General features: G+C 65.0%; 11 protein-coding genes. 10 read left to right on the top strand and 1 reads right to left on the bottom strand.

Annotation, left to right across the window (positions count from 1 at the left end; genetic code table 11):
- Positions 1–188: 188 nt before the first annotated feature.
- The 6 genes from ACQKPS_RS12235 to accC all read left to right on the top strand — a co-directional run bounded on the left by ACQKPS_RS12235 (position 189) and on the right by accC (position 8,083).
- A complete protein-coding gene (locus tag ACQKPS_RS12235) occupies positions 189–1,568 on the top strand; it encodes a diguanylate cyclase (protein WP_254482984.1) in 1,380 nt (459 codons plus the stop codon).
- Positions 1,569–1,673: 105 nt separating this feature from the next.
- Positions 1,674–3,635, top strand: coding sequence for a methyl-accepting chemotaxis protein (locus ACQKPS_RS12230; protein ID WP_427604219.1), 1,962 nt, complete (start codon positions 1,674–1,676; stop codon positions 3,633–3,635).
- 102 nt (positions 3,636–3,737) lie between these two features.
- On the top strand, positions 3,738–5,516 hold the full coding sequence (locus tag ACQKPS_RS12225; protein WP_427604217.1) for a protein-disulfide reductase DsbD: 1,779 nt from the start codon (positions 3,738–3,740) through the stop codon (positions 5,514–5,516).
- 179 nt (positions 5,517–5,695) lie between these two features.
- On the top strand, positions 5,696–6,148 hold the full coding sequence (gene aroQ, locus ACQKPS_RS12220; RefSeq protein ID WP_027920816.1) for a type II 3-dehydroquinate dehydratase: 453 nt from the start codon (positions 5,696–5,698) through the stop codon (positions 6,146–6,148).
- Positions 6,149–6,248: 100 nt separating this feature from the next.
- Entirely contained in the window at positions 6,249–6,710 is a 462-nt protein-coding gene (gene accB, locus ACQKPS_RS12215) for an acetyl-CoA carboxylase biotin carboxyl carrier protein (RefSeq protein ID WP_254482979.1), read from the top strand.
- A 17-nt stretch (positions 6,711–6,727) separates the two neighbouring features.
- Positions 6,728–8,083: an acetyl-CoA carboxylase biotin carboxylase subunit gene (gene accC / locus ACQKPS_RS12210; protein WP_054886847.1), complete on the top strand. Its 1,356-nt coding sequence runs from the start codon at positions 6,728–6,730 to the stop codon at positions 8,081–8,083.
- 64 nt (positions 8,084–8,147) lie between these two features.
- Here the strand turns inward: accC and ACQKPS_RS12205 are convergent, their stop codons facing one another.
- Entirely contained in the window at positions 8,148–10,001 is a 1,854-nt protein-coding gene (locus ACQKPS_RS12205) for a sigma-54-dependent Fis family transcriptional regulator (RefSeq protein WP_254482977.1), read from the bottom strand.
- Positions 10,002–10,280: 279 nt separating this feature from the next.
- Between ACQKPS_RS12205 and ACQKPS_RS12200 the strand changes: the two genes are divergently transcribed.
- Genes ACQKPS_RS12200 through ACQKPS_RS12185 form a run of 4 tightly spaced genes read left to right on the top strand, consistent with a single transcriptional unit; the run spans position 10,281 to position 14,494 of the window.
- Positions 10,281–11,336, top strand: coding sequence for an ATP-NAD kinase family protein (locus ACQKPS_RS12200; RefSeq protein ID WP_427604213.1), 1,056 nt, complete (start codon positions 10,281–10,283; stop codon positions 11,334–11,336).
- Positions 11,337–11,358: 22 nt separating this feature from the next.
- A complete protein-coding gene (locus ACQKPS_RS12195; RefSeq protein WP_254482974.1) occupies positions 11,359–12,336 on the top strand; it encodes a thiamine pyrophosphate-dependent dehydrogenase E1 component subunit alpha in 978 nt (325 codons plus the stop codon).
- A 32-nt stretch (positions 12,337–12,368) separates the two neighbouring features.
- Positions 12,369–13,391 carry an alpha-ketoacid dehydrogenase subunit beta gene (locus ACQKPS_RS12190; protein WP_254482972.1) on the top strand — a complete coding sequence of 341 codons (1,023 nt, stop codon included), beginning with the start codon at positions 12,369–12,371 and terminating at the stop codon, positions 13,389–13,391.
- Positions 13,388–14,494, top strand: coding sequence for an acetoin dehydrogenase dihydrolipoyllysine-residue acetyltransferase subunit (locus tag ACQKPS_RS12185; RefSeq protein WP_254482970.1), 1,107 nt, complete (start codon positions 13,388–13,390; stop codon positions 14,492–14,494). Before ACQKPS_RS12190 ends, ACQKPS_RS12185 begins: the two co-directional genes overlap by 4 nt.
- The last annotated feature ends 54 nt before the right edge of the window (positions 14,495–14,548 follow it).

The raw sequence follows: 14,548 nt of genomic DNA, 5'->3' as shown, positions 1-14,548 counted from the left end.
GTGCCACGGCAAGCCCACGTCGCAGCACTATAAAGCAGACACCGCCGTACGCATAAGCGACCAATGAGTCAGTAACTGAATATTCGTCCGCCAGCCTTTGTTGATGCGGCGCACGTACGAGGGGAAAAAGTGGTGCTAGCATAGAGCCATCATTGAACCTGCATAGCCCACTAACAAGTAGCCAGGACATGACCCAAGCCGCGGAGCCGAGCCAGGAGCGCCTGTCGCAGGAGCTCGAACAGCTGTTGCAGCGCCTGTCGCGCACGCGCCTGCGCCATGACGACCAGCCCGACCAGCTGGAGCTGCCCGCTGCACGCAAACCGGTCTACCTGCTGCTGCACGACCATGAGCGTGCCGAGCGCCTCGCCCAGCAACTGGAGTTCTTCGGTTTGAGCGCGCAGCCGCAGCCCTGCGCCAATGCGTTTCTGGCATCGCTGGCCGAGCAGCCTCCAGCCGCCATCGTCATGGATGTCGACTTCACCGGCCCCGGTGCTGGCTTGCCATTGGCCGCGCTGGCGCAACGGGGCCAGGCGCAACCCATACCCTTGCTGTTCTTCAGCCTCCACGAGGCCGATACGCCGACCCGCCTGGCGGCAGTGCGCGCCGGCGGCCAGGCGTTTTTGACCGGTACCCTGGAAGCCTCCAGCCTGCTGGAAAAGCTCGAAGCCATGACCAGCCACGCACAGCAAGACCCCTTGCGCGTGCTGATAGTCGACGACTCCCGCGCCCAGGCCCTGCATACCGAGCGGGTACTGGCCAGTGCCGGGATGCTGACCCGCAGCCTGAACGACCCGATCCGCGCCATGGTCGAGCTCGCCGACTTCCAGCCCGACCTGATCATCCTCGACCTCTACATGCCGACGTGCTCGGGCCCGGAACTGGCCAAGGTGATCCGGCACAATGACCGTTACGTGAGCCTGCCGATCATCTACCTGTCCGCCGAGGACGACCTGGACAAACAGCTCGACGCGATGAGCGAGGGCGGCGACGACTTCCTGACCAAACCAGTAAGGTCGCGGCACCTGATCACCACCGTGCGCAACCGCGCCGCCCGCGCCCGCCACCTCAAGGCCCGCATGGTCCGCGACAGCCTGACCGGGCTGTACAACCACACGCACATCCTGCAACTGCTCGAAGACTGCAGCTACCGCGCCCGCCGCGAGCGGCAACCGCTGAGCTTCGCCATGCTCGACATCGACCACTTCAAGAAAATCAACGACCGCCACGGCCACCCAATGGGCGACCGGGTGATCAAGAGCCTGGCGCTGTTCCTCAAACAACGCCTGCGCAAGACCGACTTCATCGGCCGCTATGGTGGCGAGGAGTTCGCCATCGTCATGCCCAACACCTCGCTGGAAGCCGCGTACAAGGTGCTGGACGAGATTCGCCGGCGCTTTGCCGAGATCCTCTACCCGGCGCAGCCGGAAGATCTGCGATGCACCTTCAGTGCCGGGGTCGTGCAACTGCAGGATGAGCTGGATGCGCTGAGCATGGCCAGCACGGCGGACGAGGCGTTGTACCGAGCCAAGCATGCCGGGCGTAACTGCGTGGTCCGGGTCGAACCGTAACCGTCACAGGCAATAGCTCAACGCCATCATCGTCATCACCTGGTAACAAATTCGCCATAAACTCAGGCACCTATCTCTCGACTCCCCCGCAGGAAGTTCGCGGCTATGCGCCTGAAGTGGCTGACCAATTTCAACACCCTGTTGCTGGTGACCGTCTGCATCGCCCTGGGTGCGACCTTGTGGTGGTCGCAACGCGCCCTGGAGCGACCCTATCAGTTGATGGAGCGCTACCTGGGCCTGTCGCAGCAGTTTCAGAACCAGGCTGTGCGCAATGTCCAGGCTTACCTGGGCAGTGGCGACGCCTTGCGCCACGCCGCAGCCGTGGAGGCCAACAAGCAGCTCGAAGCTTCATTGACCGACTGGCCGCCAGCACTCGCCAGCAAGCTGCGCCCGAGCCTGGGCACCCTGCAGGCCTTCACCGCCAACGAACTGCTAGCCGCCGGCAAGCTGGCCGGCGACCCGCAGGCGCTGCTGCTGCAGGCCGAGCGCGAGCTGGGGGCCAACTTCGAACAGCTGACCACCTATGCCCGCGACAGCGGCAGCAACGAAGCCAACCGCTACCTGCTGCCCTTGCTCGACGCCAGCGTGCACCTGGGCCGGCTGTCGCTGGCCCGGGACAAACTGGTCAGCAGCGGCCGCGCCGAACTGGCCGACGAAGTCGAGCGCGAACTGCAACTGATCCGCAACCAGGCGCAAATCATCGACGGCCTGCCACTGCTGGGCGTGACCCGCGCCGCCGAATCCAGCGCCGACGACTTCGCTGCCATGATGGGCCTGGAGTCCCAGGCCAATGGGCAACAGGAAGACGTGGCGATCGGCCTCAAGCGCGAGTTGCTAAGCCTGCTCAACCGCTACCCCGCCGAACTGCAACGCACCCGCGAGCAAATCGAGCGCCGCACCGCGCTGGCTGCCAGCACCAACCAGCGGCTGGAAGCCGTGCAACAGGCCATCGCCAGCCTGGAGCCGCAAGTACGCGGCCAGCACGCCAAGATTGCCAGCGAAGTGCGCAGCATGCAGGGGCTGATGATCGGCATGATCCTGCTCATCGCCCTGCTCATCGACACCTTGCAACGGCGCCTGGCCCGCACCCTGACCAGCCTGGCACCGGCCCTGTCGCGCTGGGCCGAAGGCAACTTTGCCGCGCCTGTCGTGCTGGGCAAGACCAACCGCGAGCTGCACGACATACAGGAATCGCTCAACCGCCTGCGTCACTACCTGGTGGAACTGGTCGGCACCATTCGCCACAACGCCGAGCAGGTCGCCGGCAGCAGCCACGCCCTGGCCGGCATGAGCGCCGCCCTGCACGACGGCGCCGAGCGCCAGGCCGGCGACACCGGGCAGATTCGCGATGCGCTGGGCGAGCTGGAAGCGACCATCCAGCAAGTGGCCGGCGACGCCAGCTCCGCCGCCGATGCCAGCCGCGATGCCGGGCGTGCGGTGGAACAGGGCCAGGCGGTGATCGGCCAGAGCCTCTCGGGGCTGCGGGCGCTGGTCGACGAGGTGCAGGGCAACGCGCGGATGATCGAACAGCTGGCCGAGGAATCGGCCACCATCGGTGGGGTGTTGACGGTGATTCGTGCCATCGCCGAACAGACCAACCTGCTGGCATTGAATGCCGCCATCGAGGCCGCTCGTGCGGGCGAGATGGGCCGTGGCTTCGCCGTGGTGGCCGACGAGGTGCGCTCACTGGCGCAGCGCACCACGGGGGCTACCGGCGAGATCCAGGCACTCATCGACCGCCTGCAGCAGGCGGCGCGGGAGTCGGTGGCCGGCATGCGCACCCAGCTCGAACACGCCGAAGCCACCGCCAACCAGGCCCAGGCCGCCGATGGCGCGCTGGACGAGATCGTCAGCGCGATCCGCACGATCGCCGATACGGCGGTACGCATTGCCGACGTCACCGCGCAACAGAGTGGTGCGGTGAGCGAGATTCGCGATCACAGCGAGCGGATTCACGCGTTGGGTGAAGACAACCTGCAGCGCATTGGCGAAGGGCGTGAGCAGGGTGAGCAACTGCTGGACCTGGGCGCGGAGCTGAGCAAGGCCGTGCGGGCCTTCAGGGTCTAGCATGCATACGCTATCCATGTAGGAGCGGCCTTGTGTCGCCATCCCTTTCAACCTTCGCCAACTCCGTTATCATGCGGGCACGTTCCACCTCGCGAGTCCGCCATGCGCCGCCTGTTTTTCCTGCTGTTCCTGCTGCTGGCCAGCCCTGCTTTCGCCTCGGGCCTGCTCGACAACCGCCCCAGCGCCACCCTCGGCGCCGCTTCGCTGTCCAACAGTGCCGACTTCCTGCCAGTGCATGAAGCCTTCAAGCTCAGCCTGGTGCAGGCCGATGCGCAGACCCTCAAGCTGCGTTTCGTCGCCACCGACGGTTACTACCTCTACCGCCATCGCTTCCACTTCCGCACGGAACCGGCGGACATCGCCCTGGGCACGCCGAACATCCCCAAGGGTGAAGCCAAGCACGACGAGTTCTTCGGCGACGTCGAGGTCTACCACGGCGTGCTCGACATCGAGATCCCCCGTACCGACGCCCGTGCCTTCACGTTGCTGGTGGGTTACCAGGGCTGCGCCGACAAGGGTCTGTGTTACCCCCCGGAAACCGTGCGCCTGACTATTGATGGCGAAGGCGGCGCGGCTGGCGCGGCCCTGCCGGCAGGTAGCGAACAGGGCTGGAGCTGGAAGTCACTGCTGCTGTTCTTTCTCGCCGGGGTCGGCCTGACCTTCACCCCTTGCGTGCTGCCGATGCTGCCGATCCTTTCTGGCGTGGTCCTGCGTGGCCAGGTCGGTGGCCTGCGCGGCCTCTCACTGTCGCTGGCCTACGTGCTGCCGATGGCCGCCAGCTTCGCCGTGCTCGGCGCGCTGATGGGCCTGTTCGGCGCCGGCCTGAACCTGCAAGCACGCCTGCAGTCTGCCTGGGTACTGGTGCCGTTCGCGTTGTTCTTCGTGGTGTTCGCCCTGGCCATGTTCGGCCTGTTCGAACTCAAGTTGCCCCAAGCCCTGAGTAACCGCCTCAACAACGTCGCCAACCACACCCGGGGCGGCTCGCTGCTGGGTGCGGCAATTCTCGGTGTGCTCTCCAGCCTGCTGGTCTCACCCTGCGTATCGGCGCCGCTGGCCGGGGCCTTGTTGTACATCAGCGCCAGCGGCGATGCCTTGGGCGGTGCGCTCAAGCTGTTCGCCCTGGGCCTGGGCATGGGCGCCCCCTTGCTCATGATTGCCACCGGTGGAGCAGCCTGGTTGCCGAAGAGCGGCCCTTGGCTGAATACCGTGAAAAACGCGATCGGCGTGTTGCTGCTGGGCCTGGCCATCGGTTTGCTCAGCCGCGTGCTGCCGGGGCCGGCGACCTTGTTGCTGGTCGGCTTGCTGGCGGCTGGCGTGGCGCTGTTCCTCGGTGCACTGGAATTCGTGGTCAAGCCACCCCGCCAGCGCCTGGCTCAATTGGTGGGCCTGGCGCTGCTGGTGTATGCGTTGGCCTGCTGGTACGGTGCGCTGAGCGGCCAGGGCGACCCGCTGCGCCCATTGCCGCCCCCCGCCGCCGCCACAGTCAGCGGTGCAGCACCCAAGGCCGATGCCTGGCAAACCGTCACCACCCCGGCCGCACTGGACGCCGCCCTGGCCGAGGCCAAGGCCGCTGGCCAACCGGTGCTGCTGGACTGGTACGCCGACTGGTGCATCAGTTGCAAGGTGATCGAACACGACGTGCTCAATGCGCCGCAGGTTCAAGGGCAACTGGGCGCCTTCAAACTGCTGCGCTTCGACATCACCGAAAGCAGCGCCGAGCAGCGCACGCTGCTTGACCGCTATCAACTGTTCGGGCCGCCGGCGCTGCTGTTCTTTGCGGCGAACGGCAGCGAAATGACCAGCGATCGGGTCGTTGGCGAGATAAACGCCGGGGAATTTGCGCAAATTCTAACGCGCGTTCGCGGCAAACTCGGTCTATAACTTCCCGCGTGCCGGGAAATTTCTCCAAAGGAGTGACCAGATTTAAATATTTGGTCACATACTTCGCGCGAACCTCGGGCAACGTGCTGGCTATTGCCGGGAACTGGACACTTGCTGTCGCTTTGCGGCACACTCGCCGCGCTGTGTCGAATTGCCCTACAAATCCAAGGAAACCGCAGATGGCAACCCTACTGGTGCTTCACGGCCCCAACCTGAACCTGCTCGGGACTCGCGAACCGGGCCACTACGGTGCCGTGACCCTGGCCCAGATCAACCAGGACCTGGAACAGCGCGCCCGTGCCGCGGGCCACCATTTGCAGTACCTGCAGAGCAATGCCGAGTACGAACTCATCGAGCGTATTCATGCCGCACGCAACGAGGGTGTCGACTTCATCCTGATCAATCCGGCTGCTTTCACCCACACAAGCGTCGCATTACGTGACGCATTGCTCGCGGTGAGCATCCCATTCATCGAAGTGCACCTGTCTAACGTGCACAAACGCGAACCGTTCCGTCACCACTCCTACTTTTCAGATGTTGCCGTAGGAGTGATCTGCGGCCTGGGCGCCAGCGGTTATCGCCTGGCCCTGGAATCCGCGCTGGAGCAACTGGCTGCCAACGCACAGCCCTGATAACGAAAACCCTGGCCTCAGTGGGCCGGGGTTGCAGAGAAACGTTCAGATACGTTTTTAAATTTCGCCCCCTGACCGAACCTTTGGGAGTTGATGATTAATGGATATCCGTAAAGTCAAGAAACTGATCGAGCTGCTGGAAGAGTCTGGCATCGACGAGCTGGAGATCAAGGAAGGCGAAGAGTCGGTCCGTATCAGCCGCCACAGCAAGACCCCGGCTGCCCAGCAGTTCTACGCACCTGCGCCGATGGCTGCCGCACCTGCCGCTGCTCCGGTTGCCGCCGCTGCGCCTGCCGCCGAAACCGCTGCTGCCGCCCCTGCCCTCAAAGGCACCGTGATCCGTTCGCCAATGGTCGGTACCTTCTACCGCAAGCCTTCGCCGACCTCGCCGAACTTCGCGGAAGTTGGCCAGACCGTGAAGAAAGGCGACACCCTGTGCATCGTCGAAGCCATGAAGATGATGAACCACATCGAAGCCGATGTTGGCGGTGTCATCGACGCCATCCTGGTGGAAGACGGCCAGCCGGTTGAGTTCGACCAGCCGCTGTTCACCATCGTTTGAATCGCGGAGAGCCAACGATGTCTGGGAAGCTCGAAAAAGTCCTGATCGCCAACCGTGGGGAAATTGCCCTGCGCATCCTGCGTGCCTGCAAAGAGCTGGGCATCAAGACCGTCGCCGTGCACTCCACGGCCGACCGTGAACTGATGCACCTGGGCCTGGCAGACGAGTCGGTCTGCATCGGCCCTGCATCGTCCAAGGATTCCTACCTGCACATCCCGGCGATCATCGCTGCCGCCGAAGTCACCGGCGCCACTGCGATCCACCCGGGTTATGGCTTCCTCGCGGAAAACGCCGATTTCGCCGAGCAGGTGGAAAAGTCCGGTTTCGCCTTCATCGGCCCGAAAGCTGACACCATTCGCCTGATGGGCGACAAGGTTTCGGCCAAGGACGCGATGATCAAGTCGGGCGTGCCAACCGTACCGGGCTCCGATGGCCCACTGCCGGAAGACGAAGAGGTCGCCCTGGCGATCGCCCGTGACGTCGGTTACCCGGTGATCATCAAGGCCGCCGGTGGCGGTGGTGGTCGCGGCATGCGCGTGGTGCACAAGGAAGAGGACCTGATTGCCTCGGCCAAACTCACCCGTACCGAAGCCGGTGCTGCCTTCGGCAACCCGATGGTCTACCTCGAGAAGTTCCTGACCAACCCACGTCACGTGGAAGTTCAGGTCCTGTCCGACGGCCAGGGCAACGCCATCCACCTGGGCGACCGTGACTGCTCGCTGCAGCGCCGCCACCAGAAGGTACTGGAAGAAGCCCCGGCCCCGGGTATCGACGAGAAGGCCCGCCAGGAAGTCTTCAAGCGTTGCGTCGATGCGTGCATCGAGATCGGCTACCGCGGTGCCGGTACTTTCGAATTCCTGTACGAGAACGGCCGTTTCTACTTCATCGAGATGAACACCCGCGTGCAGGTTGAGCACCCGGTGTCGGAGATGGTCACCGGTATCGACATCGTCAAGGAGATGCTGAGCATCGCCGCTGGCAACAAGCTGTCGTACCGCCAGGAAGACGTGGTCATCCGTGGCCACTCGCTGGAGTGCCGGATCAACGCCGAAGACCCGAAGAAGTTCATCCCGAGCCCAGGCAAGGTCAAACACTTCCACGCTCCGGGCGGCAACGGCGTACGCGTCGATTCGCACCTGTACAGCGGCTATTCGGTTCCGCCGAACTACGACTCGCTGATCGGCAAGCTGATCACCTACGGCAAAGACCGTGACGAAGCCATGGCGCGCATGCGCAATGCCCTTGACGAGATCGTCGTCGACGGCATCAAGACCAACATCCCGCTGCACCGCGACCTGGTGCGTGATGAAGGTTTCTGCAAAGGCGGCGTGAACATCCACTACCTCGAGCACAAACTGGCCAACCAGGAGTGATCGCGTTAGCGTGATGCAAAAGAACCCCGGCTCAGCGCCGGGGTTTTTTATTGCCTGTCTGGCCCTACCCTTTCATCCGCGGCATCTCGATCCGGTGCTCATGCACCCGCCGATACAAGGTCGCCCGCGATATCCCCAAGGCCCGCGCCGCTTCCGACGGTATCCAGCGGTGCCGTATCAGGGCATCGAGCAGCAACTGCCGGGCCGGGCTCGATACCCCGGCATCAGCCACAGGCACGGCATCACCCCGCACCTCCTGCGGCAGATTTTCCAGGCAGACCTGCCCACCTTCGCTGACTGCACAGGCATAACGCAGTACCTGCCGCAGCTGGCGCAAATTCCCCGGCCAGCGATACACGAGCAGCGCCTGCAACGCATCGTCGGCCAGCATCACCTCAACCCCGCAAGCCTCGGCCTCCTCAGCCAGCAACTGATGAATCAAGCCCAACCGATCCTCCCGCTCCCTTAGTGGCGGCAACTCAAACCGGGCATTGGCCAAGCGGAAATACAGATCCTCACGAAAACGCCCTTCACTCACCATCGTGGCCAGGTCGCGATGAGTCGCACAGATCACCTGGATATCCACCCGCTCTCGCCGCGCAGCCCCCAGCGGCGCCACTTCACCTTCGGCCAGCACCCGCAGCAGGCGGGTCTGCAGGTTCAGCGGCATGTCGCCAATCTCGTCGAGGAACAAGGTGCCGCCATCGGCCTGCTGCAGCAGCCCCTGCATGCCTTTGCTCGACGCACCGGTAAACGCCCCGGCGACATAACCGAACAGTTCGCTCTCGATCAGGCTCTCGGGGATGGCGGCACAGTTCAAGGTGACGAACGGCCCGTCACGGCGCTGGCTCTGCTGATGCAACTGGCGGGCGAAGACTTCCTTGCCGGCCCCGGTCTCGCCCTGCACCAGCACCGCCAGGTGGCAATCCTTGACCCGTGTGGCCAACCGCAGGTGCTGCTCGATGCGCGCATCCTGTGTTGGCTGCAAGGGTTGCACCCGGCCCCGTCGCTGGGGCGCACTGACCCGCCCGTACAACCCGCCCCACCCTGGCAGGCGCTGGGCCGAGGCCTCGTTGGCGCGGCGCAGCTGGCCCATGTCGAACAGCTCACCGATGTGTTCAGGCAAGCGCCCGTGCTGCGCCAGCAAACGCGCGCGGGCCAGGCTGTTGATCGCCTGCAGGCGGCCGTCGGCGTCCCAGGCCAGCAGGTAGTCAGGCTGGCTCTCCACATAACCCGGCGTGCCGTGGGCGCGCATCACCCAGTGGCCTTGGGCGCTGTGCATGAAAAAGGCGTTTTCGATCTCCCGTGCAGTCTGTTCCACCAGCTGCAGGATCAGGTGCTGGCTGCGACGATCGTCAGGCGATTGCAGGGCGGACACATCCACTACGCCGAGCAGCCCGCCCTGCGGGTCGAACACCGGCGCCGCCGTGCAGGTCAGGCCGATGAACGCGGCGCGAAAGTGATCGCGCTTGTGCACAGTGACCGGCGCCTGGCTGGTCAATACCGCCGCCACGCCGCACGTGCCCTCCTCGCCTTCCGACCAGCAGGTGCCCAGATACAACCCGGCCTTGCGGCAGTCGTTGCGAATGGCAGATTCGACCCGGTAATCGATGGTGCGCCCCAGCGCATCGGTCAGCAGCACGCAATAGTCGGCACCACGCACCCGTGCATGCAAACGGGCCACCGCATCGCTGGCAATGCGCAGGAACAGTTCGGCGCGTTCGCGGCACTCGTTGAGCAGGCTCTGGGAAAGAATGCGCGGCCCTTGCTGGGACCCAGGGTCAAGACGGTACAGCTCCATGGAACGGCGCCAGGAATCGAGGATCAGCGGCGGCACCGGCGCCTGGGGCAGGCGGCCGGCGTTCTTCAGCACCCGGCTGACGCAATCGACATGGGCTCGGGAGTTCGCGGCAAGCATGAGGCCTCCGGTTCCTGTTTGTTCTTGTCGTTGTGCGGCCATTAAGCGCCTGACGGCCTGTGCAGACAAGCGCCGTGTGATTACCGGCGGGCTTGAGACGCCGCGTCTCAGCTCCGGGCAAACACCCGGCAATACTGGCACGCAGCGTCTCAGACAAGGGGCAACGGCAGCCTGGCCCTTTAGCCCTCCAGGCTTTCTGCCACGGGCTATCCAGCACCTATCTGGAAAGCTGGCATCCCGCTTGCTCAAGCCTAGGCAAACAAGAACACGAGGTGTGCCATGCCGCATCCCGCTCCGACCATCGGGATCATTGCCAACCCTGCTTCCGGCCGCGACCTGCGCCGCCTGACCAGTAACGCCGGGCTCTACTCCAGCACCGACAAGGCCTCGGTCATCCAGCGCCTGCTAGCCGCCTTCGGTGCCACCGGGGTGGCCGAGGTGCTGCTGCCCATCGACATGACCGGCATCGCCGCCGCCGTGCTCAAGGCCAGCCTTGGCCCCGTATCGCAGGACCAGCACTGGCCGCGCCTGGCACTGCTCGACCTGCCACTGACCCAAACCGTCAGCGATACCCGCCTGGCCACCCGGCACATGGTCGAGCGTGGCGTGGCAATGATTGCCGTTCTGGGCGGCGACGGCACGCACAAGGCCGTGGCGTCCGAGGCTGGAGACACCCCGCTGCTCACCCTGTCCACGGGCACCAACAACGCCTTCCCGGAACTGCGCGAAGCCACCAGCGCCGGCCTTGCTGGCGGTTTGCTCGCGAGCGGCCTGGTTGCGGCCAGCATCGGCCTGCGCCGCAACAAGCGGTTGCTGGTGAAAGTGCCGCAGCAACGGTTGTGTGAATGGGCACTGGTCGAAGTGGCGGTGTCGCCACAACGTTTCATCGGTGCCCGCGCGCTGAGTCGCAGCGAAGACCTCAGCGAAGTCTTCGCCTGCTTCGCCGAGCCCCACGCCATTGGCCTGTCAGCGCTCTGCGGCCTGTGGCAACCGGTGGCTCGCCATGAACCCTGCGGCGCCTGGGTACGGCTGAACCCCGGTGCCGACCAGGCCTTGCTCGCGCCACTGGCCCCCGGCCTGCTGCAAGGCTGCGGCATCACCGCCAGCGGCATGCTCAGCCCGGGGGTAGCGCACCGCCTGAGCCTCGCCGCCGGCACCCTGGCCCTGGATGGTGAACGCGAGATCGAGTTCGCCGAACACGACACCCCGACCATCACCCTCGACCTGCAAGGCCCGCTGACCGTCGACGTGGAGGCCGTGCTGGCCCATGCCGCCCGTCATCACCTGCTGGCCGTCCCACGCGGCCATCGGCTGCACCCTGCAACCCCGTGTTGAGACAACCCTGGAGAACAACAAGATGTCCACTCACCTCAGTTCAGAGCAATTGCTGCATGCCTACGAAGTGATGCGCACCATCCGCGCCTTTGAAGAACGCCTGCACGTGGAATTCGCCACGGGCGAGATACCCGGCTTCGTCCACCTGTATGCCGGTGAAGAAGCCTCCGCCGCCGGGGTCATGGCGCACCTGCGCGACAGCGACTGCATCGCCTCGACCCACCGCGGCCACGGACACTGCATCGCCAAGGGCGTCGATGTGTACGGGATGATGGCCGAGATCTACGGCAAGAAGACCGGCGTGTGCGGCGGCAAGGGCGGTTCGATGCACATCGCCGACCTGGAAAAAGGCATGCTCGGTGCCAACGGCATCGTCGGTGCCGGTGCGCCCCTGGTGGCCGGTGCCGCCCTGGCGGCCAGGATAAAAGGCAATGACAACGTGGCCGTGGCTTTCTTCGGCGATGGTGCCTCCAACGAAGGCGCGGTGTTCGAGGCGATGAACCTGGCTTCGATCATGAACCTGCCATGCATCTTCGTCGCCGAGAACAACGGCTACGCCGAAGCCACCGCCTCTACCTGGTCGGTGGCCTGCGACCACATCGCCGACCGCGCCGCCGGCTTCGGCATGCCAGGGGTGACCATCGACGGCTTCGACTTCTTTGCCGTGCACGAGGCTGCCGGCGCCGCCATCGAGCGCGCCCGTTCAGGGCAAGGCCCGTCGCTGATCGAGGTCAAGCTGAGCCGCTACTACGGCCACTTCGAAGGCGATGCCCAGACCTACCGCGCCCCCGATGAAGTGAAGAACCTGCGCGAGTCCCGCGACTGCCTGCTGCAGTTCCGCAACAAGACCACCCGTGCCGGCCTGCTGCAGGCGGCGCAACTTGACGCCATCGACGCCCGCGTCGATGACCTGATCGAGGACGCCGTGCGCCGCGCCAAGGCCGATCCCAAGCCGCAGCCCGCCGACCTGCTTACCGACGTCTACGTCAGCTACCCCTGAGCCCGGACAACAAGAACAACAGGAGAACCACCATGGCTAGAAAAATCAGCTACCAGCAGGCCATCAACGAAGCCCTGGCCCAGGAAATGCGCCGCGACAGCAGCGTGTTCATCATCGGCGAAGACGTTGCCGGTGGCGCCGGCGCCCCCGGTGAAGACGACGCGTGGGGCGGCGTGCTCGGCGTCACCAAAGGCCTTTACCACCAGTTCCCGGGGCGGGTACTGGATGCGCCGCTGTCGGAAATCGGCTACGTCGGTGCCGCAGTCGGTGCCGCCACCCAGGGCCTGCGCCCGGTGTGCGAGCTGATGTTCGTCGACTTCGCCGGCTGCTGCCTGGACCAGATCCTCAACCAGGCCGCCAAATTCCGCTACATGTTTGGCGGCAAGGCGGTCACCCCGCTGGTGATGCGCACCATGTACGGCGCCGGCCTGCGCGCCGCGGCCCAGCACTCGCAGATGCTAACCTCCCTATGGACGCACATCCCCGGCCTGAAGGTGGTCTGCCCAGCTTCACCCTATGACGCCAAAGGCCTGCTCATCCAGGCGATCCGCGACAACGACCCGGTGATCTTCTGCGAGCACAAGCTGCTCTACAGCATGCAAGGCGAGGTACCAGAAGAGGTGTATACCGTGCCATTCGGCGAAGCCAATTTCCTGCGCGATGGCGAAGACGTGACCCTGGTGACCTATGGACGCATGGTCCACGTGGCCATGGAAGCGGCAAACAACCTGGCCCGCCAAGGCATCGACTGCGAAGTACTGGACTTGCGCACCACCAGCCCGCTGGACGAGGACAGCATTCTCGAAAGCGTGGAAAAGACCGGTCGCCTGGTGGTGATCGACGAAGCCAACCCGCGCTGCTCGATGGCCACCGACATCAGTGCACTGGTCGCGCAAAAGGCCTTCGCCGCGCTCAAGGGCCCGATCGAGATGGTTACCGCGCCGCACACCCCGGTGCCGTTCTCCGATGCCTTGGAGGACTTGTACATCCCTGATGCCGCGAAGGTCGAAGCAGCGGTGCGCAAGGTCATCGAAGCTGCAAGGAGTGCCGCATGAGCCAGATCCATACCCTGACCATGCCCAAGTGGGGCCTGTCGATGACCGAGGGCCGGGTCGATGCCTGGCTCAAGCAAGAGGGGGATGAAATCAGCAAGGGCGACGAAGTGCTGGATGTCGAAACCGACAAGATCAGCAGCAGCGTCGAGGCGCCGTTCAGCGGCGTGCTGCGCCGCCAGGTGGCGCGACCCGACGAAACCCTGCCGGTCGGCGCGCTGCTGGCCGTGGTGGTGGACGGTGAAGCCGAAGAGGCAGAAATCGACGCCGTGGTGCAACGTTTCCAGGCCGAGTTCGTCGCCCAAGGCAGCGCCGACCAGGCCCAGGGGCCAGCACCACAGAAAGCCGAGGTGGGCGGGCGCCTGCTGCGCTGGTTCGAACTGGGTGACGGTGGCACGCCGCTGGTGCTGGTGCACGGCTTTGGCGGCGATCTCAACAACTGGCTGTTCAACCACCCGGCACTGGCGGCCGAGCGACGGGTGGTCGCCCTGGACCTGCCGGGGCATGGCGAGTCGGCCAAGGCCCTCGACAAAGGTGACCTGGATGAACTGAGCGAAACCGTGCTGGCCCTGCTCGACCATCTGGGCATCGCCAAGGCCCACCTGGCCGGGCACTCCATGGGTGGCGCGGTCTGCCTGAACGTGGCTCGCCTGGCGCCACAGCGGGTGGCGAGCCTGTGCCTGGTGGCCAGTGCCGGGCTGGGCGAGGCAATCAATGGCCAGTACCTGCAAGGCTTCGTCGCCGCGGCCAACCGCAACGCGCTGAAGCCGCAGATGGTGCAACTGTTCGCCGACCCGGGGCTGGTGACCCGGCAGATGCTCGAGGACATGCTCAAGTTCAAGCGCCTGGAAGGCGTGGATCAAGCCTTGCGCCAACTGGGTTCGGCGCTGGCCGACGGTGACCGTCAGCGGCATGACCTGCGTGGCGTGCTCGGGCAGCATCCGACGCTGGTGATCTGGGGGGCCGAGGACGCGATCATTCCGGCGGCGCATGCCGAAGGGGTCGAAGCCGAGGTGCTGGTAGTGCCAGGCGTCGGGCACATGGTGCAGATGGAGGCGGCGGACCAGGTGAACCAGCGGGTGCTGGAGTTCCTGAGCAAGCACTGACCCTTTCAACTGTCTGTTCCGGCCTCTTCGCCGGCAAGCCCGCTCCCACAGGAT

The organism is Pseudomonas sp. NPDC086566 (assembly GCF_050280885.1).
GTDB lineage: Bacteria > Pseudomonadota > Gammaproteobacteria > Pseudomonadales > Pseudomonadaceae > Aquipseudomonas > Aquipseudomonas vlassakiae.
The sequence above is the reverse complement of the archived record's forward strand: the minus strand, read 5'-3'. Positions and strand labels throughout refer to the sequence as shown.